This is a genomic window from Halalkalibaculum roseum, assembly GCF_011059145.1.
Classification (GTDB): Bacteria; Bacteroidota; Rhodothermia; order Balneolales; family Balneolaceae; genus Halalkalibaculum; species Halalkalibaculum roseum.
Map to the genome: position 1 here is coordinate 174,217 of NZ_JAALLT010000002.1, position 25,483 is coordinate 199,699.

A 25,483-nucleotide genomic window follows, 5' to 3' on the forward strand; every position below is an offset into this window, starting at 1 on the left:
ATTATGTAAAAACGTTTTGGGCTAACACTAAGTGCACTTAGTGGTAAAGTTTAAAGGTCACTAAGCGTTAATGAATTTCCGGCCTTGAATTTACCGTCTTCTTTCTTGACGGTAATGACCTCCTTCTGCGCATCGTGCTCCAGGAAGAAATGCCAGTTATCCTCAACAGCATCATTCAAGATACGCTCCTTCTCATCCAGGGTTTGCACCGGACGCATGTCATAGCCCATAACCCAGGGCAGGGGTACATGGATATGCGTAGGCAACAGGTCGGCGGCAAACACCAGGGTCTTGCCCTCCGCTTCAATTTTCGGCAACTGCTGGCTGATGGTATGCCCGTTCACGGGGATGGCACTGAATCCGTCTTCATAGCTATGATGTTCTTCCACTAAGTTCAGCCGGCCGGATGTTTCCATGGGACGGATATACTCATCAAAGAAACTGGCTTTTTCCCGGGCATTCGGGTTGTTGGCGGTTTCCCAGTGCTCTTTGGGCACGTGGTACGTGGCATTGGGAAAGGTGTGCTGAATTTCGCCCTCATCATCGTAATAAGTGGTTCCCCCGCAGTGATCGAAGTGCAGGTGGGAGAGGATCAGATCGGTGATGTCTTCCGGTTTGAAGCCATGGTAGTCCAGTGAGTCTAGCAGATTGCTATGATCATAATCTAGGGCGTATATGGATTCGAACTTTTCATCAAACTTGGTACCGCACCCATTATCAATGAGGTAGACCTTGCCGGTGTTTTCGGAAGTGATCAGCAGGCAGCGCATGGCCATGGGAATACGGTTCTTTTCATCCGCTTCAATCTGCCGCGCCCAAAGCGTCTTCGGCACTACGCCAAACATGGCACCGCCATCCAGGCGAAATCTCCCGCATTCAATAGTGTGAAGTGAAAAGGGTCCGATCTTGGTACTGCTCAATTCCATGAATCTATTTTGTTATTAACTACTGGTTCTGCGTATATCTGCGAAATCCGCGGGTAAAAATAAGCCGCGGATTTTCACAGATTTAGTATTGTGGGATCACATTGCCGCTTAGAGGGAGTTGTACTCCCGAGAAATAAGCTCATTTTTGCCATTTCTATTTAATAATCCATTAGGCTGAACCTGCTGAAAGTCCAAGGTATATTTCTGTGAACCTGTTTAAAAATCACAGTTTATCCGCCAGTTTGCTCAGGAAGAGGCGGATCTCCTTGAGATCTTTCTTCAGTGAAATGGGAATCTCTTTGTCTTGCTCCTCACCGTCGCCTTCCAGCACCTGGCGGGCGCCTTCGGTACTGTATTTTTTATCCTGGATGAGTTCTTTCAGCTTCAGAACCACCTCGATGTCCTCCTCCTTATATACCCGGTTGCCGGCCTTATTCTTCTTGGGATGCAAATCTTTAAATACCGTCTCCCAGTAACGAAGCACGTGGGCTTCTACCGAAGTGATATCGCTGACTTCACCGATGGAGTAATAAAGTTTTTTCATAGGAAACCTAAAAGTGTATCTTTAGAGCTAATTATACATGTTATAGCTGATATTATCTAACCATTTGATAGAAAATTTGATTGCCGCGCATGATGGCTGAAACCGAACAGCAACAACCTGACATCGATCTTTCAGTAGTAGTACCGCTGCTCAACGAAGAACATTCCCTGGCAAAACTCGCCGAAAAAGTGGAAGAGGCTCTGTCGGAATCTTTCCGTTTTGAACTGATCTTCGTGGATGACGGTTCAACCGATCATTCCTGGAAAGAGATCGAACAGCTCTCCCAAAAATGTAACTGGGTCCACGGGATCCGGTTCCTCAGAAACTACGGGAAAAGCACCGCATTGCAGGCCGGCTTTGAGCGCAGCAGGGGCAGGTATGTAGCCACCATGGATGCCGACTTGCAGGACGATCCTTTTGAGATTCCGGAAATGATCCGCATGATTAAAGAGGAGGGATATCATCTGGTTAGCGGCTGGAAGAAAGAGCGTCATGATCCGCTTTCCAAGACCATTCCTTCCCGTTTTTTCAATAAAGTGACCTCCTGGGTAACGGGAATAAAACTCAATGATTTCAACTGCGGGATCAAGGCCTATAAGAGGGAAGTGATTGAAAATATCCACCTTTACGGGGAGCTGCATCGCTATATACCCCTGCTGGCGAAGTGGGAGGGCTACGATAAGATTGGGGAGAAGGTGGTAAAACATCACAGCCGGAAATTCGGAAAGACGAAATTCGGGTTATCGCGATTCATGCACGGTTTCCTGGACCTGGTATCCCTGGTGTTTGTCAATAATTACTTGCAGCGTCCCATGCACTTTTTCGGCACCATCGGTGTCTTGCTGCTGGTGGTCGGCGGCATCATCAACCTCTACCTGGCGATTGACAAAATCGTCTATGGAGCTATCCTGGGCGATCGTCCGCTGCTCCTGCTAGGGGTCATGCTGATGGTGCTGGGTGCGCAGATCTTTTCCATCGGATTTCTGGGAGAACTCTTTTTCAAAAACCGAAGGGAGCACAGGGACCCTAATATTAAAGAAACCGTCTAGAACTGCTGATGAGTCGCATTGCCTACGATCCGGTCAAAGACCGATTTGCCTCCCTCATACGAAATTCCGCATTCCTGAGAACCCTCTTTTACAAACTGCTGGACCTGTTTTTTCTGAGAAGCTGGTATGTGAGGCGGGTGCTGCGAACCTATGCCGGTGATATGGATAGAAAAGGTCCCTGGCAGCTGCTCGATGCCGGTTCCGGTTTCGGGCAGTACGACCGGTTTATCCTCCATCACTTCGAGAACGTCCGGGTAACTGCCGTGGATGTAAAGGAAGATTACCTGGAGGATTCGAGGTCCTATTTTGAAGCAATGAACCAATCCGACCGCATCCGTTTTGAGCAGATGGATTTACTGGATCCTGGGTTTGACAGGGTGTACGACTTTGTTATCTGTATCGATGTACTGGAGCATATAGAAGAAGACCGCAAGGTAATTACCAATCTGCAATCGACTTTGAAGGAGGGAGGTTACTTATTGATGCATTCTCCATCGATCTATGCCGAAGAAGATGCCGAGGGGGATGAGACCTTTGTGGATGAACATGCCCGGGTGGGTTACTCCAAGGAAGATATCAGGGAAAAACTGCAAACCGCGGGACTGGAACCGGTGGAAGTCGAATACACCTATGGGGAAAAAGGACACCGCGCCTGGGAGCTGCTCATTAAATATCCCATGCTCTGGATGAACCGCTACAAGCTGTGGGTATTACCGTTGCTGGTGATATATTTTCTGTTCACCTTGCCGTACGGACTGACTCTCATGAAGCTAGATATGAGACAAAAGAATGAAAGAGGTACTGGCATATACGCATTGGCTAGAAAATAAAAAAATTTTAGCCGCAGATTTTCACTGAGTTTAGGTATAAGGTAAAGGGAATAAGGATTCTCTGTGTTACTTTGAGCTACTCTGAGTAACTCTGTGTTATAGCTGAACTGACCTTCCCATTAGAACCAAGAGAGGCACCCGTGAGTAGAACGCCATCTCCTTCGAATGGTCCCGCTCCACCAGTTTTTCCCAGAAGGTCTTTTTATGCCTGACCATGATCAGCAGTGTTTCCGGGTTATCAATCAGGTAATCCGCCATCACCGGGAAAAAATCGTAGTCATATTTAATCACGAAAGAGATCTTATCATAATCAACATCCTCCTTCACCAGCTCCCGGAACCCCCTGAATTTTATATCAGACAATAGGCTCTCCTCTTCCGCTACATGCATCACCTTGATTTCAGAATCGAAGAGTTTTGCGAAAGTCACCGTCTGCTTCATCGCCTCTAAGTCACCCTCATGGTAGTCAGTCGTAAAGGTGATATGGTTGAAATCATCAAACTTGCTGCTTGACGGGATGGCCAATACCGGTATGGACGATCTATTGATGATACTGGATGCTGTGCTACCGAATATAACGTTTCTGTCACCGGTCGCACCTTTAGTACCCATCACGATGATACCGCTGTCATACTTTTTGGACTTTTCCATGAGTCCGACGGTAGGATGTCCGGATTGCAGTATCGTAACAATTTCCAGACCGGCAAACCTCTCATCCTTTTTTAAATCATCAATAAGGCTTTCAAAATCTGCTTCGGCTTTCTTGATGGCCTCTTCTTTTGCCTCTTCGAAATTGGGAGCAAAATCCATCGCACTCTGACTGGCATGGAACAGTATAAGTTTTGAATCGGTTCGCCACGCGATTTCTGCCGCAATCGGCAAGGCTATTTGCGCATTTTTTGAAAAATCAGTGGGGAAGAAGACATTCTTGAATTCGGTAGCCATGAGGTTCTCCTGTTTTAGGGCTATTTATTGAAAGCATACTAGTCAAATAGACCAAAATCCTTTGTAAGGAGGGAATGTACTTCAAATGTAGGGTTTTCACCTATCTTTAGTGGATCTACGCCATCAAGGGAAGGCAGCAAGCTAACGCTCTAATTAACTGAGCAAAAAGTGACGCATAAGTTTTGAGGGACTGAATTACTGAGGGTCTGAGTATTGGTTTATATTTCGATAATAACCTAAAGCAATAACTCAGTAAATCAATCCCTCAAAACTATAACTGTACCGCGTACGGGATTCGAACCCGTGCTACCGCCGTGAAAGGGCGGCGTCCTAAACCCCGAGACGAACGCGGCATTACAATAGAACACAGATAAAGCGGATGCTACGAATTTGCACAGAAATATATTGTTTTCTGCGAAAATCCGATCTAATCAGTGGCATCCGTGTTCCATTAAATGGGAGCCCGATGGGATTTGAACCCACGGCCTCCAGGGCCACAACCTGGCGCTCTAACCAACTGAGCTACGAGCTCCGTATAAGTTTTGAGGGACTGATTTACTGAGGGCCTGAGTATTGATTTATATTTTTGTAATAATCTAAATCAATAACTCAGTAAATCAATCACTCAAAACTATATCTGTACCGCGTACGGGATTCGAACCCGTGCTACCGCCGTGAACGGGCGGCGTCCTACACCCCTAGACGAACGCGGCATTACAATAGAACACGGATGAAGCGGATGTTACGAATTTGCACGGAAATATATTGTTTTCTGTGAAAATCCAATCCAATCAGTGGCATCCGTGTTCCAATTCCATTGAGGCGACAGGCGGATTCGAACCGCCGTACGAGGTTTTGCAGACCTCTGCCTAACCACTCGGCCATGTCGCCATATTACCAAAATTTCAAATTTCAAAATCCAAAAAACAAACAAGCACCAATGGATAAATTGTAATTTGTTGCTTGCTCTTTGGAATTTAGCCTAGTACGCCCGACAGGACTCGAACCTGTAACCTATTGCTTAGAAGGCAATTGCTCTATCCAGTTGAGCTACGGGCGCCTGTCGATTAAGACACAAATTACAAGCTTCAAATCTCAAGCAATTTCAATATTGTAATTTGGTTCTTGTTTGAAATTTGTCGCTTGACATTTGGTACTTAACTAAGTCGGGGAGACAGGATTTGAACCTGCGACCCTTCGCTCCCAAAGCGAATGCGCTACCGGACTGCGCCACTCCCCGTTACCGGTTTCAAAACAGATTCCAAAAATAAGCAGTAGAGCTATATCAGGCAAATCAATTTTGTCACAAACTTTGCATCCTCTCAACGAGCCTGCTTGCGAATTTTTCCCAGCTCAATTCCTCTTTTAAAGGCTCCAGATTGCGAGATAGTTTTTCTTTCAATTGCTCGTCAAAATAGGCTTCAATATTATAGCGAAGATCCTGTGCGTCGTTAGGCCGGCAGATCATTCCATTGTGGCGGTGCGTGAGGTGTTCGCTGAGACCGGGATGATCGGTTATCAGGGCCGGCAAATTGAAATAAATTGCATTGGCCAGCACACCACTCTGGCTGGCTTCCTTGTAGGGAAGAACGAGCAGATCCGAGAGGGTCAGTAACTCAGCCATTGTTTTGTCGGACACAAATTCATCCCGAATGGTGTACCGATCTTTTACCTGTCCATCGATCTGATCCAAAAGCTTCGATTTATCGGTATAAAACTCACCCACAATCAATGGTTTGATGCGTTCCCTTTTCGGGAGGATTTCATTTAATGCTTCAATCAAAATGTCTACGCCCTTATAGTCACGTACGAGTCCCAGGAAGAGCACGATCTGATCATCTTTGTGGAATCCATACTTAGTTCGCAGTTGATCGACATCAGCTTCCGGCCTCTCCAGCTCATAAATGGGATGAAAAAGCTTCATGTATTGAGACTCGGTGTGCAGCTCTTTAAAATCGGACTCCGTTTGCTCGGACAGCAGGACGGTTAGATCCGTTTTATCCAGCAATCGTTCGGTCAGATACTTCTTCAAAGGAAAGTACTCATGGGGCATGATATTATGGGCTATCCCTACGGTCTTGAGTACGGGGTTGATTTTTTTGCTGTGCTGCAAAACCTTGCGAAAGCCCGGCGCAAAAAACGGGTGCCAGTAGGAGTATAACAGATAATCGGGATTCTCTTCCATGATCTGCTCAGCAACCTGTCTCCAGTTGAAGGGTTGGTAGGGATGAAAGACTTCCAGGGCATAGGTATTATTACTCTTCTCAAGTTTCTGGGAAGTACCCGGAAAAAGGAGGGAGGGATATAATTTCTTGAAACCAAAGGGCCTGACCTTAGTTAGTAAGGATAGCTCCCGGTACAGCGAGTCGCTGAATGTGGCGATGCCTCCGCGGTACGGCGGGAAAACACTTAAAAATGAAATCACTGGGTTGCTTCTGGGTTAAGTTTCAGCAAAAGGTAATGATTATAGTAATTAATATTGTACCCGTTGGGTAACTCAGTGTACCTTTCTGGTAAACAAAAAATTAATACCTGGGAACTTAATTGAGTTACTCAAGAATATGTTGGAAAGCGATAAAAAAAATCCTTTCCTTTAGGCAAAATTAAGCACAAATACGCTTCAAATGATTAAAAAGCATCTACTCGGTTTTCTCCTGTTAAGTATAACTGCGGTCGCTTCGGCGCAGTCTCTCACAGTCAATACAGTTGACAACACATCAAGAAACGGCACCTCTATTTTTAACCTTAAAGAGGGCAGGGTTTCTTTTCAGGGTGCAGGCATCCAGTTTATCTCGGGTAACAATTCTATTGCGAATTACCTCACCTACGGGGTCTCCGGGGATCGAAGCCTGGTGGCCTTTCTCAAAGGAAGTGGTGAGAACACCGCTTTATCTGTGGTGAACTCTCTGGGCAATACCTTGCATGAGTTTGATGCTGTCAGTATTCCAAGCGGAGATCCTTCTGCAACGGTTTATCCGTCCAATAACGGGGAGGTCATGGTCCGTAGCAATATTGCCGGCTTTCATTTCTACGATACATTTGGAGAACTCATTACCAATGTTTCCAGCAGCAGCCAGAGCGAAGGAGGGGAGTCCATCTCAGAAGCAGCCATGAGCGGTGACGGAGAAACCGTAGTGCTGTATACCCCAAAAATCAAACGTGACGGGAAGCTGGGCTCCCAGGTTCAGTACCTTGATCGAAACATGAATTTACAAAGTCTGTATTTCAGTACGGAGCGTTATATCAAGACCCTGAAGCTTGCCGGCAACGGACAGTTTGTGATATTTGTCACAGCCAGTGAAGGGACCCGGGACCAAATTCATATATCGGACCGCTATGGCAACGAGCTGTCATCATTTTCTACGGATGAAGAATTGATGGGTGTTGGGCTTTCTAACGATGCTCAAACTGTTACAGCTTATTCAGAAAGTAGAGTACTGATTTTGGATGCCCTCACCGGGGAACGGGTAGCAGGAACCAGTTTTCGATCAGAACTTATAGCTGTTGATTATTTTCCTGAAGACAACACCATTGTAGCGCTTACCGGTAGCTTTAATGCCGATGCGGGGGTAGCCGAAAATCTGGATCTACATGCCATTGATATTGAACGAAGAGCGGTAGAGCGTAGAGGTTATGATGGCACTATTGGTTTGAACGAAGCGATTGGGTATGGTTTTACGCGATTGGGGAGTTATCGCTATAAGCTGGATGGGGCGAGTAAGCACCTGGAGTTGAGGGTTAGCTTTTAATGTGAATTGTGCTAATTGGCTATACCACTGAGGTGCACAGAGAAGCGCACCTGTGTGCAGAAGCACTTCGGTGCACAGGCACAGAGTTACACAAAGTTTTCTTTTTAAACTCCGTCTCTAGTCCATTTCTTGGAATTTGCTCCAAACAAAAAAGGCCTCCAAATGGAGGCCTTCAATGGGTCAACAAACAAAGTTTGCTATCCTATTATGCTTTTGCTTCTGATTTCGTCTCTTTCGATTCGGAATCATCCTCGTCTCCGCCGGAATCTTTAGCTGCTGAATCCTTGGGCTCTTCCTCTTCAGCCTTCTTTTCATCGGCATCTTCCCAATCGAAAGTAAGGTCATCCCGAGACTTGTTCATCTTGATCTTGATGGCTGAGCCTTCAGGATGCTCTACATTAAGCAGCTCTTCGGCGAGCGGATCTTCCACGTACCTCTGAATAGCCCGCTTTAATGGACGAGCACCGTATTTCTGATCAAAGCCTTTGTCGGAAAGGAAATCTTTCGCGCCCTTAGTGATCTCCACTTCGTAGCCGAGATCATGGATGCGCTTGAAGAGATCATCAGACAGCAGGTCGATAATCTTGAAGATGTCTTCCTTCTCGAGCGGACGGAAGGTGATGACATCATCAATACGGTTCAAGAACTCAGGGTTAAATACTTTCTTGAGTGCATCCTGTATGGTTGACTTCATCTTCTCATAATCGAAGGCGCTGTCGCCGGTAGAGAATCCTATTCCCTTACCGAGACTACGAATCTCACTGGTTCCAATGTTGGAAGTCATGATGATAATCGTATTTCGGAAGTCCACCTTGCGTCCCAGACTGTCGGTAAGTATACCGTCATCGAGTACCTGCAGCAAGATGTTGAATACGTCAGGGTGTGCTTTCTCAATTTCATCAAGCAGCACTACGCTGTATGGCTTGCGACGTACCTTCTCGGTAAGAATACCGCCTTCTTCGTAGCCTACATAGCCCGGAGGAGCTCCGACCAGTCGTGAGACGGAGAACTTCTCCATATACTCACTCATGTCGATGCGAATCAGGGCATCTTCTTTATCAAAGAGGTAGTTGGCCAGAACTTTCGCTGTTTCCGTCTTACCTACACCGGTAGGGCCGAGGAACACAAAGGAACCGATCGGACGCGTGGGATCTTTCAATCCGGCGCGTGTACGCTGAATAGCTTTGGTAAGCTTGACAATAGCTTCATCTTGACCGATGATATTCTCGCCCAGCTTCTCCTTCATCTTCAGCAGTTTCTTGCCTTCGCTCTGGCTGATCTTGTTGACCGGCACGCCGCTCATCATGGCAACGACTTCGGCAACATCTTCATCTTCAACATCGTATACTATTTCTTCGGACTCTTTTTCCCACTCTTTCTGGGCCTGGTCCAGTTCTTCCATCAGGCGCTTCTCTTTGTCTCGCAGGCGGGCAGCTTCTTCAAACCGCTGCTTTTTGACCATGGCATTTTTCTCATTGCTGGTCTTCTCGATCTCTTCCTCCATATCCACAATGTGCTGTGGGACAGTAATGTTGGAGAGATGGACCTTGGCACCTACCTCGTCAAGAGCATCAATAGCCTTGTCGGGGAGGAAGTGGTCGGTCACGTAGCGATCGGTAAGTTTTACGCAATCTTCAATGGCCTTGTCTGAATACTGCACGCTGTGGTGCTTCTCGTACTTGCCTTTGATCTGCTTGAGAATCTCCATGGTTTCTTCGATGGTTGTCGGGTCGACCATAATCTTCTGGAATCGACGCTCGAGCGCTCCGTCTTTTTCAATATACTGGCGATACTCGTTCAGCGTGGTGGCACCGATAGCCTGTACTTCACCACGTGCAAGGGCAGGCTTCAGCATGTTGGATGCATCCAGCGACCCGCTGGCACCTCCGGCACCGACAATGGTGTGGAGTTCATCAATAAACAGGATGACATTATCTGTTTTTTCCAGCTCGCCCATTACCGCTTTCATGCGTTCTTCAAACTGTCCGCGATACTTGGTACCTGCAACCAGGGCTGCAAGATCGAGTGCAATGACGCGCTTGTCATAGAGCACACGTGACACTTTGCGCTCCACAATGCGGGTGGCAAGTCCTTCAGCGATGGCAGTTTTACCTACGCCGGGTTCTCCGATTAGGACCGGATTGTTTTTCTTGCGTCGACTCAATACTTGTGCTACACGTTCAATTTCTTTCTCACGACCGATGATAGGATCCAATTTGCCATCTTCAGCCATTTGAGTTAAATCACGACCAAAATTGTCGAGTACAGGTGTTTTCGATTTTTCCATTTTCTTTTCTCTGGAGCTTCCGGATGATTTAGAACCTTTAGAAGAGGAGAGGCTCGCTGATACTGAGCGTGCATCCTTCGCATCATCATCGGTAGATTTACCGGAGATGATAAGATCTAGTTCTTCACGAACAGCATCGTATGAGACGCTGAACTGCTGTAATATCTGCGCGGCAATATTTTCGTCATCTCTCAGCAAGGATAGCAACAGGTGTTCGGTACCTATGGTATCGCTTTTGTAGAGTTTGGCTTCGAGATAGGTAATGCGCAGTACCTTCTCGGCCTGTTTGGTTAATGGGATGTTTCCAACAGTTACCGATCCGCCGGTACCTCGCACGGTATCTTCTACTGTTTTTTTAAGTTTGTAAAGGTCGCAATTCAGATTCTTCAGTATCTTTACTGCTACGCCTTCTCCAAGACGAACAATACCGAGAATGAGGTGTTCGGTACCAATGTAGTCGTGACCAAGCCTTAGAGCTTCCTCACGGCTAAATTGAATCACGTCGCGAACTTTACTTGAGAAGTTGCCCTCCATATTCAATGATCTTTCAGAAATTCAGGGATTTTAGTTACTCGTTGTAACGAGCGGGATGAATTTTTAGTTCACACCTCACCAACGAAAGTACTGTGGGCTTGGTGTAAATGCAAACAAAATGCAGATATGAAGCAATAAATAATTACATCGTTAGACATAATTAATGTTAGCCCTCAATCCGTTTTAAACCGCCTGTTGTTTTTGTACACTGATGGATAGCAATGAAATTATGATCTCCCGCTGATTACGCAAAATAACGCTGATTTTGACTTATCTGCGATAATCACCGAAATCCGCGGGAAATGAAGATGTATTGCTTCCATTCATTGTTTTTGGAAGTTACCAAGAATATTCAACTCATTCCAACCAATAGTACGGTTCCTCTTTGACAATGTTGGGTAGCTCTAGTATCGACCTATTTGATAGGTATAGAAAATTTAAAAAGGGGAAATCAATAGAGCGGCTTTCCGGTCATCTCTTCTGGCTGATCAATGCCCATTAGTTTCAGCAGGGTAGAGGCAACATCTGCCAGGATACCGTCATGCATTTCAACGGTTCCTTCTTCATTGATGATCATGGCAGGGACCATGGCGGTAGTATGGGCGGTATGGGGACTACCATCTTCCTTGATCATGCAGTCGGCATTTCCATGGTCGGCAATGACCAATATTTTATAACCGTGTTCCGTAGCGGTTTCCACAACTTTCTTGAGCTGGGTGTCAATGGTCTCCACCGCACTGATCGCAGCTTCCATCACTCCGGTATGGCCTACCATATCGGGATTGGCAAAATTCAGGATGCAAAGATGGTGCTTCTCGGTAATGAGCTGGGCACATAGAGCATCCGCCACTTCAGGGGCACTCATCTCAGGTTGCAGGTCATAGGTAGCTACTTTCGGGCTTGGAATCAAAATACGTTCTTCCCCTTCGAAAGGAGTCTCTTCTCCTCCGTTGAAAAAGTAGGTGACGTGCGGGTACTTTTCCGTTTCCGCTATGCGCAGCTGCTTCAGGTGCTTATTACTGATATACTCACCAAGGGTATTGCTGATGTCGGCAGGCGGAAAGGCTACATGCAGAAAATCGAACGACTCGTCATAGGAAGTAAACGTAGAGTAGTGAAGATCCAGTTCTTCGGTTTCAAATTCATCGAAGTCTTCCTCGCAAAGCGCACGTGTGATCTGCCTGGCCCTATCACCGCGAATATTATAAAAAATAACGGTATCGCCTTTTTGGATCCTGGATTGATCCGATTGATCGATCAGCTTGGGCTTGATAAACTCGTCAGTCACCTTGTTTTCGTAGGTGGATTCAAAGGCTTCTCCCGCCGTATCAAATACTTCGCCTTTTCCGTGAACCAACAGGTCATAAGCCTTTTGAGTACGTTCCCAGCGGTTGTCGCGATCCATGGCATAGTAGCGTCCGACAATAGAAGCCAGTGTGCCGACCCCGATTTCTTGTGCCCGATCGTTGAATTCTCGTGCATATTTGATGCCGCCCATAGGAGAGGTGTCACGACCATCGGTAAAGGCATGCACGTAGGCATCTTCAATACCGTGCTCTTTAATCATCTTAAGTAGAGCAAAGAGGTGATTGTTGTGACTGTGAACCCCTCCGTCTGAAAAGAGTCCCATAATATGGATCTTTCCCTTCTTTTTGGCTTGCTTCATCGCATCCAGCAACACTTCGTTCTCATAGAAAGAACCATCTCTGATGGATTTGTTGATTCTGGAAAGCTCCTGCCAGACAATTCTGCCCGCACCTATATTAAGGTGACCGACTTCAGAGTTGCCAAACTGCCCTTCGGGAAGACCTACATCTTCGCCGCTTGCAGAAAGTTTGGAATGGGAATAGGAATCAAAGAGATGGTCAATAAATGGCTTATCAGCCTTGTCAATGGCACTCACTTCGGGATTCTTGGCTATCCCGTAACCGTCTAATATGACCAGAAGTGCTTTGGAATAAGAATCTGCCAAGATGGGTACTACGGATTATAGATTATTTATATGCTTGGACATCTGTGATTTTTTCCGTGCTGCCTTATTTTCATGCAGAATACCCTTGGAACTCATTTTGTCGACATAGGAAGTTGCTTTCTTGTAGAGCTCCTGCGCTTTTTCCTTGTCGGTTTCATCCATTACGTTGGTAATCAATGTTCTCATTTTAGAGCGCTGGGCTCGGTTATGCTCACGCCGCTTCTTATTCTGGCGTACACGCTTTATAGCTGATTGATGTTGAGGCATAAAATTCTTGTGTTAGCTTATCTATTCTTCAGATTAATTTGTATACTAGCCTGCTATCGCAGAAAGACTCGAAAGTTAAAAGTTCTGAAATCATAATACAAGAAATCATTGAAAATTTAACTAAATAAAAGTAATTTAAGAGACTTTCCATCATGATTATCGTTATTGATGGTCCGGCCGGCGCGGGTAAAAGTACAACTGCTAAGGCCGTAGCCAAAAAACTTGGTATTCAATATCTCGATTCCGGAGCACTTTACCGGGCGCTAACCGTTATCTATCTGGAGTCGGGGAAAGATGCCGATTCGTTCTTTAAGAAATTGAAAGATAAGGATATCACCTTTAAGTATACCGATGAACAATTTCGGGTATGGCTTAATGAGAAGGATATTACCGACAAGCTGCGATCCTCGAATGTAGCGGATGAAGTGAGTACCGTTGCCTCACTGCTGAAATCGCGTGAGCGTGTGAACGAACTGATGCGTGAAGCGGTAGAGCACGATACCTACATTGCGGAAGGACGGGATCTGGGCACTGCGGTATTTCCGGATGCCGATTTGAAATTTTTTATGAAAGCCGATGTTAACGAACGCGCACGTCGCAGGTACGAAGAGCTGCTGGAAGCGGGTGAAGAGACATCGCTGAAGAAAGTGAAACAAAACATACTGGAACGCGACTATAAAGACTCGCAGCGTAAAACTGATCCGCTCAAGCAGGCGGACGATGCTATTATAGTCGACACAACAAATTTAGATTTCGAACAACAGGTAGCTCAAATTTGTTCGGATATTACGGACAAGTTGGAACTGCCAATTAAACAATAACCTTAACTCTAATCCCATATTCATAAAAGCTATGGATATGCGGCAATTTTAATTAAAACATAATGACCGAAGAACTGAAAGAAGAACAAAAGAAAGCAGAAGATCAGGAAGTAGAACAGACTCCCTCCGAAACTGAAGAAGAAGAAGTAGAGGTAGCAGAAGCAGAAGATGAAACCGAAGCTACTGACGAAACTAACGAGACAGAAGCTGCTGAAGAGTCAGCTGAAGAAGAAGTGAGTGTGGAAGAGATTCCCTCCTTCACCGGTGAGCTTGATGAAGAACAGGATGTCTATACCTATGACCAGCTGGAAGCTGCTTCTGAAGATTATAGCGATGATGAATTCCACGAGCTGGCTTCCATGTATGAAGACACGCTCAATGAGATTGAAGAGAAAGAGATTGTTACCGGAAGGGTAGTATCCGTTGATGAAAAGTATGTAACGGTAGATATCGGCTTCAAATCTGAGGGAATGGTGCAAACCAATGAATTCCCTGACGAGGTTGTAGAAAATCTGCAGCCCGGCGATGAGGTGGATGTATTTCTTGATAAAGTAGAAGACCAGGACGGTCAGCTTATCCTTTCACGTCGCAAAGCAGATATCCTGCATGCGTGGGAGACAATTGAAGAATCCTCAGAAACCGGTAAAGTACTTGAAGGATATATCAAACGCCGTATCAAAGGAGGTATGGTTGTAGATATTATGGGCATTGATGCCTTCCTTCCCGGATCACAAATTGACGTACGGCCTGTACGTGACTTCGATGCTTATGTAGGCAAAACCATGGAGTTCCAGGTTGTGAAACTCAACATGCAGGCAGAAAACGTTGTTGTTTCTCACCGTGCGCTTATCGAGTCTGATCTTGAAGAGCAGCGTCAGGAAATCCTTGAAACGATTGAAGAAGGTCAGGTACTCGAAGGTATCGTCAAGAACATTACCGACTTCGGTGTCTTTATTGACCTTGGTGGTGTTGACGGACTGCTGCACATCACGGACCTCTCATGGGGACGTGTTGAGCATCCCGAAGAGATCGTTTCACTTGATCAGAATCTGAACGTGGCAGTAATCGACTTTGACGAAGAGTCCAAGCGTGTATCACTCGGACTGAAGCAACTTCAGCCGCATCCGTGGGATGACATGGATCTGAAGTATCCTGAAGGCATGAAGGTTCAGGGTCGTGTGGTTTCCATTGCCGACTACGGTGCATTTATTGAGCTGGAGAAAGGCGTTGAAGGTCTTATTCACATCAGTGAGATGTCATGGACGCAACACATCAAGCATCCATCACAACTCGTTGACAAAAATGACATCATTGAATGTGTGGTGCTGAATGTTAATGAGCCCGAGAAGAAAATTTCTCTGGGTGTCAAGCAGCTTGAGAACGATCCTTGGGAAGACATCGACAAGCGTTATCCTGTCGGGTCCAAGCACAAAGGAACTGTTCGCAACCTCACCAACTTCGGTGTATTCGTTGAACTCGAGCCCGGCATTGACGGACTGATTCACATTTCCGACCTCAGCTGGACCGAGAAGATCAACCATCCAAACGAGATCATCGATAAGGATGAAGAGATTGAAGTGGTCATTCTGGCCATCGACTTTGAAAATCGTCGTATCACGCTTGGTCACAAACAGATTGAAGAGAATCCGTGGGAGACCTTTGCTGAAGAGTACGGGTTGACCTCAGAAATAGAAGGCGAAGTGTACAAGACAACCGATAAGGGCGTCTTCGTCAAGCTTCCGCATGATATGGAAGGATTCATTCCTGCCAGCAAGACCGAAGCAGGAGGCGATCCGGCTGATAACTTCGAGGAAGGTGACAAAGTCAAAGCCTATGTTATTGAGCTTGATGAGTCGAACAAAAACATTACTCTCAGTCAGAATGAGAGTGATGCCAAGAAGGCTAAATCCACTAAGAAAGAGAAGCCGACACGCGGCGGCGGAGAACCGGCACAGACTGGTACTCCTACTTTAGGTGAGATGTCCGGACTGGCAGACCTTAAGAAAGAGATGGAAGCCAAAGAGAAAGAGGAAGCCATCAAAAAGGTTAAGGAAGCTCAAAAGAAAGCTGAGGAAGAAGAGGAAAGTAAAGACGAAGGAGAAGAGGAATAATACTCTGACTCTCTAAAATACTTCTTAAAGCAAAGGCTCAGGATTCAGTTCCTGAGCCTTTTTTATTTGCTATTTCACAGAACTTAGTGACTTAGTGTCTAAGTGGTAAAAGATCACTTTTCTTTATAGAAATAGACGAGCTTTTTCTTGGGGTGCTTGCTACTTTTTACTTTTTCACCATTTTCACGGTTATAACTATAAATCACATTCCGCATGGAGTTGAGCTCGGAATCGTCTCCAAACGTCACTTCTATGGCTTTGCCGCCGGCCTTCAGCTTCTTGACGGCTTCAAGCAATGGTTTATATTTCGAAGAACTTTTCTTACTAATTTTAATATCCGTTCTTGAGACGAAGTTAATATTCATAATAAAAGGAATGAGATTCGTTTATTCTAAATAAATAAGCCGATCATAAAGTTTCAAATAATAAATTTAAATACACTACGAAAATATGGAGACATATGTTTCTGCAACACGGACTCAAAAGTTTTTCGTTTGTACAAATCTATGGAACCTGAACCGTTGACATAATCTTTTCAATCAGATCTTCGGAAGTGATGTTCTCCGCTTCCGCTTCAAAGGTCGGGATGATGCGGTGGCGTAACACATCCATAGCAATGATGCGGACATCTTCGGGGGTGACGTAGGCACGATGCTCCATGAAGGCGTGAGCGCGAGCCGCCAGGTTCAGGTTGATGGAGGCGCGCGGCGAAGCTCCAAAATTAATCAGCTCCGTCAAGTCATCCAGATTTTGTTTCTTGGGATCCCGGGTAGCAAAGACCAGGTCGATAATATATTGCTCAACCTTCTCATCCATATAGATTTCATTAACCACCTTACGGGCATCCAGCACTTTTTGCGGTGAAATTACCGGCTCAAGCTGTTTCTGCTTTCCCGTTTTGGCCATGCGGCGCATGATCTCCAGTTCTTCGCTTTCCGTGGGATAGTCAATATTGATCTTCATCATAAAACGGTCAACCTGCGCTTCAGGCAGGGGATATGTTCCTTCCTGTTCCACCGGGTTCTGCGTGGCGAGTACCAGGAACGGTTCATCCAACGGGAAGGTAGTCTCTCCGATGGTGACTTGCAGTTCCTGCATCGCTTCTAGCAAAGCACTTTGCACTTTGGCAGGGGAACGGTTGATCTCATCAGCCAAAATGATATTGGCGAAGATGGGACCTTTCTTGACCGTAAACTCTGCTTCTTTCTGATTGTAAATGAGAGTACCGATCAGATCGGCAGGGAGGAGGTCAGGCGTAAACTGAAGACGCTGAAACTTTGTACTAATCACTTTGGCAAGAGAGGAAACCGTTAGGGTCTTGGCAAGTCCCGGGACACCTTCCAGCAGTACGTGCCCGTCAGCCAGCAACCCGATCAATAGTCGGTCTATCATATACCGCTGTCCGACAATAACCTTGTCCAGTTCCTTGTAAATATCTTCAATAAAAGCACTCGACTTTTCAATCTTTTCACCCAGTGCTTGCATGTCTACCGATGCGGGAGATGTTGCCATGATAAAAATGTGTTATGGTTTAGAATTTGATTTAGGATTACCTATTTTCTTGCCGCTGATATTTCAGCTATGCACTGAAAATACAATTGTATCAGCTAAATGTTACTGCTAAAAAGCGTCAAAGATAATAAATGGAACTCATAGATTCTTTCATATTGGGCCTTATCCAGGGGCTTACCGAATTCTTACCGATCAGCAGTTCCGGACACCTCGTGCTGGGAGAAGCACTGCTGGGTGATAGTCTGGATAAAAGCATCACTTTTGAGGTAGTTGTTCATTTCGGAACGCTTTGCAGTATCGTCATTTACTATCGTAAAAAACTGGCTGATATTTTAACATCACTTTGGCAGCTAGTCAAATCCCCCTCTCAGGCCAAAGAACAATACGTGAATGATGACAACGTAAAGCTCAGTGCTTTCATTTTGCTGAGCATGATTCCGGCGGTTATTGTCGGATTGACCCTCAAGGACCAGATTGAGAACATTTTCCTAAATCCGGTGATGGTCTCCTTTATGCTTCTGCTGACCGGAACCATCTTATATATTACCCGGTTCCGTATGGACTTTCCTAATAAAATCGGATATGGTAATGCTATTGGAATCGGGCTTGCACAGGCTTTTGCAATATTGCCGGGCATCAGTCGCTCCGGTTCAACAATATCGCTCGGTCTCTACCTCGGCGTAAAGAGGGAGGAGGTTGCTAACTTCTCTTTTCTTATGGTGATACCTGTGATAGCAGGTGCCATGCTCTTCGAGGTCAAAGATATGATAGAACTGGGTATACCCTTTAATGATGTTCTAGGACTACTGGTAGGTTTCCTGGCAGCATTTATCTCAGGATATTTCGCACTTAAGTATCTCATCATCATGCTCCAGAACAAAGGTATTCACCCTTTTGCATGGTACTGCTGGGCGGTTGGGTTGATTGGGCTATACTATTTTTGGTAGGGAAGATGAACGGAAGAGAGATGATAGGAGACGGGAGACCGGAAAAGACGAGAATAAAAAGTCTAACTAGCAATTGTTTGCTGTGACAAGCGTCCACGCTTGTCACATACAGGTTCAAGCGTGGACGCTTGAACGAGCCTTATTCATTACTTTACGGTCTTGAGGGAGCTCTGCTCCCGATGCATCAGCTGAAAAATTGGGAGCAGAACTTCATGCACTATACAAATAAAGGCACTGCCGGATTTAGAAAGCAATTTAATTCTGGTCTCCATTTTTCTTCTCCGGTTTCCTTTTTCTCAATAATTCCAGTTGATGCCTTTTTTAAATTTATCTACCTTAACAGCCACTAAAAACAAAAGGTCTTTATGGTAACATACGTATTTATATTTCTTGCCTTATTAGCTCTCGGGGCGGCTGTCGGAATGGTAGTCAGCAAGAACACAGTCAATAGTGCACTGTTTCTTGTTCTCAACATGGTTGCCTTAGCAGGTGTCTATCTTATTCTGGAGGCCCAGTTCCTGGCTGTGATTCAGGTTTTGGTTTACGCCGGGGCCATTATGGTGCTGTTTTTGTTTGTCATCATGCTTCTTAACCTTGATGCTGAAAAGTCACTGTTCAACAAGTTTCGCGTTAAGTATTTTGTCGCATTCCTTTTGGGCATTACAGTGCTTTCGCAGGTGCTCTACAGCCTTGGAAATGTTTCGGATATGCTTCCTGAGATATCTCCCGACATGGCTCAGGTCGGAACCGTTGAAGCCGTCGGTGATGTATTGTTTACCGAATACCTGTTGCCTTTTGAAATTACCGGCATTCTGCTGACGGCTGCTGTAGTCGGGGCCCTGTTAATTGCTCAACATAATGTAAAATCAGTTCCCAAAAATGATTGAAATTGATTGGTATCTGGCATTAAGTGCTATTTTGTTTACGGTAGGCATCATCGGTGTCCTTATCCGTAAAAATGCTATTGTCATCTTTATGAGTGTTGAGCTAATGCTGAATGCAGTTAACCTTTCACTCTTATCCTTTAGCAGTTACCACGGAAATATCGACGGACAGATTTTTGTATTCTTTTCTCTGGCAGTAGCTGCCGCCGAAGCCGTTGTCGGATTGGCTATTATCATTGCCATCTTCCGTAATAACCTTTCTGTGGATGTGAGCAAGATTAATTTACTTAGATGGTAGGTAGAAGATTTAAGACTAGAATGGTGGATTCAGGAGTCAGAATCCAGAATAAATGATAGTTAGTATTAATAAATCATTCTGACTTCTGACTCCTGTATTCTGAATTCTACCCTTAAATAAATAACCAGGTTACCAGCAGGTAGATAGGACAAAGAATTCCCACCGACCACAACATATATCCGCCGAAGCTCGGCATATCTACACCGGATGTTTCAGCTATGGACTTCACCATAAAGTTAGGGGCATTTCCGATATAGGTTACGGCACCGAAGAAAACCGCACCGGAAGAGATTGCCACCAGGGTTTGTGATAGCTCATTCATCAATACTTCAGCCTGACCGCCCGCGGCATTGAAGAAGACTAGATAGGTAGGGGCATTATCCAGGAAGGCCGATAGGGTACCGGTCACCCAGAAGAACATACCGTTGACCGGTTCCGGATTCGGTCCGCCCGTAAAGACAAGGTCGTTGACCATCTGCAAGGCCCCTTCTCCTTCCTTACCTGCTTTAAGCATGGCAATGGGTGCAATAATCGTTATAAAAATACCGGCGAAAAGTTTACCTACCTCCTGTATGGGGAACCAGGTAAATCCATTGGCCGCCCGGCTCTCCTTGGAGGTGAGTACCCAGCTTAGCCAGGACAGGATTAGCAGGGTTACGTCTCTGATAACACTTTGTACCGTCATATGAACATCATAAACGGTGAATTCGCCCAGATGATAAACACCGGAGAATAATACTGCAGCAGGGACGCCAGCCAGCAGTATGATATTAAAAGCTCCTTCAATCCCCAGCGGCTCTTTACCGTCATCTTCAGGTTGATCCATAGGTTCTTTGTGGAACAGGTAGCGATCCCAGAAGTAATAGATAACCAACAGGATGACCACCACAAATGACATCTCCCAGAACAGATTCTGTGTGGTCCAGAAGAAGTCAACACCCTGCAAGAAGCCAAGGAATAATGGGGGATCACCAAGCGGTGTCAGCGAGCCGCCGACATTGGCAACAAGAAAGATGAAAAACACAACCATGTGCACCTTCTTCTCACGCCATTGGTTAGCGCGAAGCATGGGTCTGATTAGTAGCATTGCCGCACCTGTGGTACCCATCCAGCTTGCCAGAATGGTTCCGATCAGCAAAAATAGGGTATTAACTTCCGGTGTTCCTTTCAGATAGCCTTTGATGCGAATTCCCCCGGAGATTGTGAAAAGCGCAAATAACAGAATGATAAATGGAATATACTCCAGCAAGTACACATGCAACACTTCATAGAGGGTAGTTGCAAATCCGAAGGAAAGTAGCATGGGTATCAGCATGCAGGCACCCCAGAAGGCCGATACTTTTCCGAAATGATGGTGCCAGAAATCGGGAGCTACCAGTGGAAAGATGGCTATGGATAACAAAATGCCGGCGAAAGGAATTACCCACCAGATACTAAGTGCGCCGCCATCAAAGGAGTGAGCGGATTCAGCGGCAAAAGCCGGCTGTGCAATGAATAGAAGTAATATGATTGGTAAAAATATCGCCGAAATTTTTGAAAGAGTTCTTTTCAATGGTCCTTAACCTCCCGTCTAATTAGTAAGCTATTTCAAAGAAATGATGTTTAATGTAAAAGACCAGAAGAACTTTTAAAACTTATTCTGACCTTTTTATCCAAAATATTTTAATACTAGGGCGAAGAGTGAATATAGACTCTCTTCATGTGCGAGCGTTGTGAAGGACTCTTTATTTTCATCGGTAGTTGTAGAAAGTATCAGTTATAAATTGCATCCCTGGTAGAACACGGGAAGCAGTGAAACTACCTGCAATTTAATTGGTTAATATTGATACTTTTGGACGCCCAAAAGTACTAATCCAAGTATTTAGCAAAATAACTTTTGTTCAGTCTCTTGTGCTCTGCTCTGGAAGCCACTAATATCTTTAGCCTGACATAGGGGAAATAATACCAACCTTAAATATATTTAAAGCCACCCCTTATCAAGACCGATTTTAGATAACCGGAGACAGCAAAAATATAGAGATTACTTCCTCATTCCCCTTTACCTTCACTCACTTTTTTGTATCTTTGCCATCTACAAATTTACCCTTGGGTTTACTTTTTGTATTGGCTACCTTTTGGGCGAAAATTTAGAGGATTTACAAATCTGAAATAACCGGTTAATGGATTCAGCGTCTTTATTTACAAGTCTTATTGTTGGTCTGCCCTTGCTGGGCTTTATCATTAACGGTCTCGCCGGACTCAGCTCTCCCGGGTACCGAAACAAAAAAGCACTTATTGGCAGTATTGCAAACCTTGCTGTCTTTATACCTTTTCTGATTGCCTTCTATTTCTTTTTGAACATTTCGCAGGATTCCGAGCCAATCATCACCACGCTTTTTACCTGGATCCATGCGGGTGACTTTACGGCGAACATCGCCTACCAGATGGATCAGCTTTCTGTTCTGATGACCCTCGTAGTTACCGGGGTGGGTTTTCTGATTCACCTGTACTCCATAGGATATATGTGGCATGACGAAGGCTACTGGAAGTTCTTTGCCTATTTGAACTTATTTATCTTTGCCATGCTGAACCTGGTGATGGCCGATAACCTGTTGCTGCTCTTTCTTGGATGGGAGGGAGTAGGGCTCTGCTCATACCTCCTGATCGGCTTCTGGTACAGCGACATGTCGAAAGCCGCAGCCGGCAATAAAGCCTTCTGGTATAATAGGGTAGGTGACTTCGCATTTTTAGTGGCCATGTTTCTGACTTTCCAACACGTGGGTAGCCTCAGTTTTGATACGATTTTAGCAAACCTGGAGGCCATTCCGGGAGAGGCCAAATTTTGGATTGCGTTCCTGATGTTTATCGGGGCAACCGGTAAAAGTGCCCAGATCCCGCTTTTTGTTTGGCTGCCGGATGCTATGGCCGGTCCTACATCGGTTTCGGCACTGATTCACGCGGCTACGATGGTAACCTCAGGTATTTATTTAATTTCACGCATGTCGCCGATGTTTGTCATGTCACCCGAGGTGATGATGATTATCGCGGTTATCGGTGCGTTGACAGCTATTGTAGCAGCCACCATTGCCCTAACACAAAATGATATTAAGCGGGTACTGGCATATTCTACGGTATCTCAGCTGGGCTATATGTTTTTAGCTCTTGGGTCAGGTGCATTCACTGCAGCCATGTTTCATGTAGTAACGCATGCTTTTTTCAAGGCCTGCCTCTTCCTCGGTTCCGGTTCGGTGATTCACGCTATGGAACATGTTGAGCATGGACTTCATGAAGAAGGCTCTAATGTGCATTTCGATCCGCAGGATATGCGGTTTATGGGCGGGTTGAAAGAGTACATGCCGGCTACATATAAAACTTTTTTGATTGCTACTATTGCCATTGCAGGTATCCCGCCCTTGGCAGGATTCTTTTCAAAAGATGAAATTTTAGCCTACACATTTAATGCAGGCTTCGGTGAATTTGCGGGAGCGCTTTATTTAGGCCTGTGGGTAATAGGTATTATCACGGCATTTCTTACGGCATTCTACATGTTCCGACTTACCTTTGGGACATTTAACGGCCCATTCAAGCTGCCATCGAAAGTTAATGGGGCAGAGGGTGCTGAAAAATTCCTGCATGAAAGTCCGAAAACCATGACCATTCCGCTATGGACCCTTGGAGGGTTGTCGGTAGTCGGAGGCTTCCTTGGTGTGCCTAATTTCCTATTGGCTACTTTTACGCACCAGGAAGAGCATATCAATCTGCTGCACAATTGGTTGTACAATGTCACGGCTGATGCCCAGCTCACTCTTTCGCACAGCCTGGAATGGACTCTGATGTTCGTATCGATCATAATAGCTGTAGCCGGAGTTTGGGTGGCCTACAGAATGTATGGCAGCGGAGCCACAGAGGAGTCAGACGAGCGACTCGCTGCACGTTTCGGCACCCTTTACCAGACCTGGAAAGAGAAGTACAGTCTCGACGAGCTTTATGAAGGCGTTGTCGTAAATCCAATCGTCAAATTTTCCGATCGCGGATTGGCTGTTTTTGATATGAAGATAGTGGATGGTTTTGTCAATACTGTCGGAGGCGTTGTCAAGCTCTTTGGCAGTCTCTTTAGATACATACAGACGGGTGTGGCATCCACTTATGCCCTGGCACTGGTCATTGGAGTTATAATCGTATTAAGTTTGCTGATCCTGTAAAACAAATTCTATAATGGAGCTACTGTTAAATCTCTGCATTTATTTACCTCTTCTCGGCATTCTGGGAATTATTGTGACCAGAAATGACAAGGCAACCAAGTGGATCAGTCTTGTTGTGACCAGTGCTACTTTTTTACTATCTCTGCCGCTGATTTTTAATTTTGATATTGCCAACTCATCAGCGATGCAGTTTGCAACAGTCGGTGATCAGATACTGCCGGGACTTGACGTGAAGTACCTGGTCGGGCTGGACGGGTTGAGCCTGCTTCTCTTTATGCTCACCACATTGTTTGGTCCTATCGTGGTCTTGTCATCCTGGGATTCTGTAAAGAAGCATTTGGCAGGATACTATTCCATGCTTTTACTGCTTCAAACGGCATCAATGGGAGTATTTGCTTCTCTGGATCTAATTGTCTTCTACGTATTTTTTGAACTTTCCCTGATACCCATGTACTTCCTGATTGGAATATGGGGAGGAAAGGGGCGTGTACATGCCACCGTCAAATTCTTTATCTACACATTGGTCGGTTCGCTGATCATGCTGGTTGGTTTGATCTATTTGGGATACGACGCAGGCAGCGCCATGCAGGGAGTTAACTTTACTACCGACTGGCGTTTTCTCAGCAGCAGTGCCTACCAGATCGGTTTGGTAGAACAAACGTATCTATTTCTTGCTTTCGCTTTAGCCTTTTGTATCAAGGTACCGCTGTTTCCATTTCATACCTGGCTGCCCTATGCGCATACCGAGGCACCGACAGCCGGCTCTGTGGTGCTTGCCGCAATTATGCTGAAGATGGGTACTTACGGACTATTAAGAATATGCCTGCCACTGTTTCCTAATGCCTTTATGGAATTTGCACCTTACCTGGCAACGCTTGCCGTCATCGGTATTATTTACGGCGCCCTGGTAGCCATGGTTCAAAAAGATGTTAAGAAATTGGTTGCCTATTCTTCGGTTAGTCACCTTGGTTTTGTGGTACTTGGTCTCTTTGCTTTTAATACGATTGCCGTTCAAGGTGCCCTGCTGCAGATGATCAATCACGGACTTTCTACCGGTGCACTCTTTCTTATTGTCGGTATGATCTACGATCGTGCTCATACCCGGATGATCGAGGATTTTGGAGGAATTGCTTCGATTATGCCTGTCTTTGCCGTAATGTTTATGATTTCGACTCTAGCCTCCATCGGTCTGCCGGGACTCAACGGATTTATCGGTGAATTTTTGATATTGAACGGGTCTTTTGTTTCTGAAGTGCTTCCGCAGAATGCATTCACGGTCTTTGCTGCACTAGGTGTTATTCTGGCAGCTGTGTATATGTTGTGGATGTACAAGCGGGTAATGTTCGGGCCGGTCACCAATGAAGAGAACCATAAACTTGTTGACCTGAATGCCCGCGAAATCGGTTTGCTTGTTCCATTGATGATTTTCATGTTCTGGATTGGTATTCGTCCGGTTGATTTCACGCAATACTCTGAAGTTCAAATCAACGAATTGATCGAATCATCTAAAGAAAAGAGCATGGCTATCAGGCAGCAATCGTCAACCGAAGATTTGCCTGAATGGGCCAGTGAGTTTTACGATGTTACATCTGAACTAGCTTCGAAAACCAAAGATTAAGGGTATAG

The 25,483-nt window shown here is 45.5% G+C and carries 20 protein-coding genes and 6 tRNA genes; 10 read left to right on the forward strand and 16 right to left on the reverse strand.

The annotated features are described in order from the left end of the window. Nucleotides 1-50: 50 nt before the first annotated feature. Both G3570_RS04885 and G3570_RS04890 read right to left on the reverse strand, forming a co-directional pair. Entirely contained in the window at nucleotides 51-926 is an 876-nt protein-coding gene (locus tag G3570_RS04885) for an MBL fold metallo-hydrolase (RefSeq protein WP_165139892.1), read from the reverse strand. Between the two features lie 223 nt (nucleotides 927-1,149). Beyond that, nucleotides 1,150-1,470 (reverse strand): MerR family transcriptional regulator, encoded by a 321-nt coding sequence (locus tag G3570_RS04890; protein ID WP_165139894.1) that lies wholly within the window; start codon nucleotides 1,468-1,470, stop codon nucleotides 1,150-1,152. Nucleotides 1,471-1,559: 89 nt separating this feature from the next. Between G3570_RS04890 and G3570_RS04895 the strand changes: the two genes are divergently transcribed. Both G3570_RS04895 and G3570_RS04900 read left to right on the forward strand, forming a co-directional pair. Next, nucleotides 1,560-2,519, forward strand: a complete 960-nt coding sequence (locus G3570_RS04895; RefSeq protein ID WP_249066713.1) for a glycosyltransferase family 2 protein — start codon at nucleotides 1,560-1,562, stop codon at nucleotides 2,517-2,519. 8 nt (nucleotides 2,520-2,527) lie between these two features. After that, nucleotides 2,528-3,349: a class I SAM-dependent methyltransferase gene (locus tag G3570_RS04900; protein WP_165139896.1), complete on the forward strand. Its 822-nt coding sequence runs from the start codon at nucleotides 2,528-2,530 to the stop codon at nucleotides 3,347-3,349. Nucleotides 3,350-3,445: 96 nt separating this feature from the next. Here G3570_RS04900 and G3570_RS04905 read toward each other — a convergent pair whose 3' ends face one another. From G3570_RS04905 to G3570_RS16530, 8 genes are all read right to left on the reverse strand, one after another. Beyond that, nucleotides 3,446-4,294 (reverse strand): universal stress protein, encoded by an 849-nt coding sequence (locus G3570_RS04905; protein WP_165139898.1) that lies wholly within the window; start codon nucleotides 4,292-4,294, stop codon nucleotides 3,446-3,448. A 280-nt stretch (nucleotides 4,295-4,574) separates the two neighbouring features. Further along, nucleotides 4,575-4,647, reverse strand: a tRNA-Glu gene (locus G3570_RS04910). Nucleotides 4,648-4,752: 105 nt separating this feature from the next. Further along, nucleotides 4,753-4,826: transfer RNA gene (locus G3570_RS04915), tRNA-His, on the reverse strand. A 108-nt stretch (nucleotides 4,827-4,934) separates the two neighbouring features. Continuing rightward, a tRNA-Glu gene (locus G3570_RS04920) sits at nucleotides 4,935-5,007 on the reverse strand. Nucleotides 5,008-5,114: 107 nt separating this feature from the next. Further along, nucleotides 5,115-5,185: transfer RNA gene (locus G3570_RS04925), tRNA-Cys, on the reverse strand. A 95-nt stretch (nucleotides 5,186-5,280) separates the two neighbouring features. Next, nucleotides 5,281-5,354 (reverse strand) — tRNA-Arg (locus G3570_RS04930). 106 nt (nucleotides 5,355-5,460) lie between these two features. After that, nucleotides 5,461-5,534: transfer RNA gene (locus G3570_RS04935), tRNA-Pro, on the reverse strand. Nucleotides 5,535-5,597: 63 nt separating this feature from the next. Next, a complete protein-coding gene (locus G3570_RS16530) occupies nucleotides 5,598-6,719 on the reverse strand; it encodes a glycosyltransferase (RefSeq protein ID WP_165139900.1) in 1,122 nt (373 codons plus the stop codon). A gap of 199 nt (nucleotides 6,720-6,918) precedes the next feature. Here G3570_RS16530 and G3570_RS04945 point away from each other — a divergent pair, with 199 nt between their 5' ends. Continuing rightward, complete coding sequence (locus tag G3570_RS04945) at nucleotides 6,919-8,043, forward strand: hypothetical protein (RefSeq protein ID WP_165139902.1); 1,125 nt, start codon at nucleotides 6,919-6,921, stop codon at nucleotides 8,041-8,043. Between the two features lie 205 nt (nucleotides 8,044-8,248). Here G3570_RS04945 and G3570_RS04950 read toward each other — a convergent pair whose 3' ends face one another. The 3 genes from G3570_RS04950 to rpsT form a co-directional block, all read right to left on the reverse strand. After that, on the reverse strand, nucleotides 8,249-10,864 hold the full coding sequence (locus G3570_RS04950) for an ATP-dependent Clp protease ATP-binding subunit (RefSeq protein ID WP_165139904.1): 2,616 nt from the start codon (nucleotides 10,862-10,864) through the stop codon (nucleotides 8,249-8,251). Nucleotides 10,865-11,315: 451 nt separating this feature from the next. Beyond that, nucleotides 11,316-12,836, reverse strand: coding sequence for a 2,3-bisphosphoglycerate-independent phosphoglycerate mutase (gene gpmI, locus G3570_RS04955; protein ID WP_165139906.1), 1,521 nt, complete (start codon nucleotides 12,834-12,836; stop codon nucleotides 11,316-11,318). 15 nt (nucleotides 12,837-12,851) lie between these two features. Continuing rightward, entirely contained in the window at nucleotides 12,852-13,103 is a 252-nt protein-coding gene (gene rpsT, locus G3570_RS04960; protein ID WP_165139908.1) for a 30S ribosomal protein S20, read from the reverse strand. Nucleotides 13,104-13,255: 152 nt separating this feature from the next. On the opposite strand from rpsT, the gene cmk reads away from it, so the two are divergent. Then, nucleotides 13,256-13,924 carry a (d)CMP kinase gene (gene cmk, locus G3570_RS04965; protein ID WP_165139910.1) on the forward strand — a complete coding sequence of 223 codons (669 nt, stop codon included), beginning with the start codon at nucleotides 13,256-13,258 and terminating at the stop codon, nucleotides 13,922-13,924. Nucleotides 13,925-13,986: 62 nt separating this feature from the next. Continuing rightward, nucleotides 13,987-16,035: a 30S ribosomal protein S1 gene (gene rpsA, locus G3570_RS04970; protein ID WP_165139912.1), complete on the forward strand. Its 2,049-nt coding sequence runs from the start codon at nucleotides 13,987-13,989 to the stop codon at nucleotides 16,033-16,035. 113 nt (nucleotides 16,036-16,148) lie between these two features. Here rpsA and G3570_RS04975 read toward each other — a convergent pair whose 3' ends face one another. Together G3570_RS04975 and G3570_RS04980 are read right to left on the reverse strand one after the other, a co-directional pair. Next, complete coding sequence (locus G3570_RS04975) at nucleotides 16,149-16,400, reverse strand: hypothetical protein (protein ID WP_165139914.1); 252 nt, start codon at nucleotides 16,398-16,400, stop codon at nucleotides 16,149-16,151. Nucleotides 16,401-16,539: 139 nt separating this feature from the next. Then, entirely contained in the window at nucleotides 16,540-17,547 is a 1,008-nt protein-coding gene (locus G3570_RS04980; RefSeq protein ID WP_165139916.1) for an AAA family ATPase, read from the reverse strand. 131 nt (nucleotides 17,548-17,678) lie between these two features. Here G3570_RS04980 and G3570_RS04985 point away from each other — a divergent pair, with 131 nt between their 5' ends. The 3 genes from G3570_RS04985 (at nucleotide 17,679) to nuoK (ending at nucleotide 19,676) form a co-directional block, all read left to right on the forward strand. Beyond that, entirely contained in the window at nucleotides 17,679-18,494 is an 816-nt protein-coding gene (locus tag G3570_RS04985) for an undecaprenyl-diphosphate phosphatase (RefSeq protein ID WP_165139918.1), read from the forward strand. A 365-nt stretch (nucleotides 18,495-18,859) separates the two neighbouring features. Further along, on the forward strand, nucleotides 18,860-19,381 hold the full coding sequence (locus G3570_RS04990; protein ID WP_165139920.1) for an NADH-quinone oxidoreductase subunit J family protein: 522 nt from the start codon (nucleotides 18,860-18,862) through the stop codon (nucleotides 19,379-19,381). Beyond that, nucleotides 19,374-19,676, forward strand: coding sequence for an NADH-quinone oxidoreductase subunit NuoK (gene nuoK, locus G3570_RS04995; protein WP_165139922.1), 303 nt, complete (start codon nucleotides 19,374-19,376; stop codon nucleotides 19,674-19,676). Before G3570_RS04990 ends, nuoK begins: the two co-directional genes overlap by 8 nt. 112 nt (nucleotides 19,677-19,788) lie before the next feature. On the opposite strand, the gene G3570_RS05000 is transcribed toward nuoK, so the two are convergent. Beyond that, nucleotides 19,789-21,228, reverse strand: coding sequence for a sodium:proton antiporter (locus G3570_RS05000; RefSeq protein WP_165139924.1), 1,440 nt, complete (start codon nucleotides 21,226-21,228; stop codon nucleotides 19,789-19,791). 607 nt (nucleotides 21,229-21,835) lie between these two features. Between G3570_RS05000 and nuoL the strand changes: the two genes are divergently transcribed. Then, a complete protein-coding gene (gene nuoL, locus G3570_RS05005; RefSeq protein ID WP_165139926.1) occupies nucleotides 21,836-23,857 on the forward strand; it encodes an NADH-quinone oxidoreductase subunit L in 2,022 nt (673 codons plus the stop codon). A 13-nt stretch (nucleotides 23,858-23,870) separates the two neighbouring features. After that, entirely contained in the window at nucleotides 23,871-25,475 is a 1,605-nt protein-coding gene (locus G3570_RS05010) for a complex I subunit 4 family protein (protein ID WP_165139928.1), read from the forward strand. Nucleotides 25,476-25,483 lie beyond the last annotated feature (8 nt).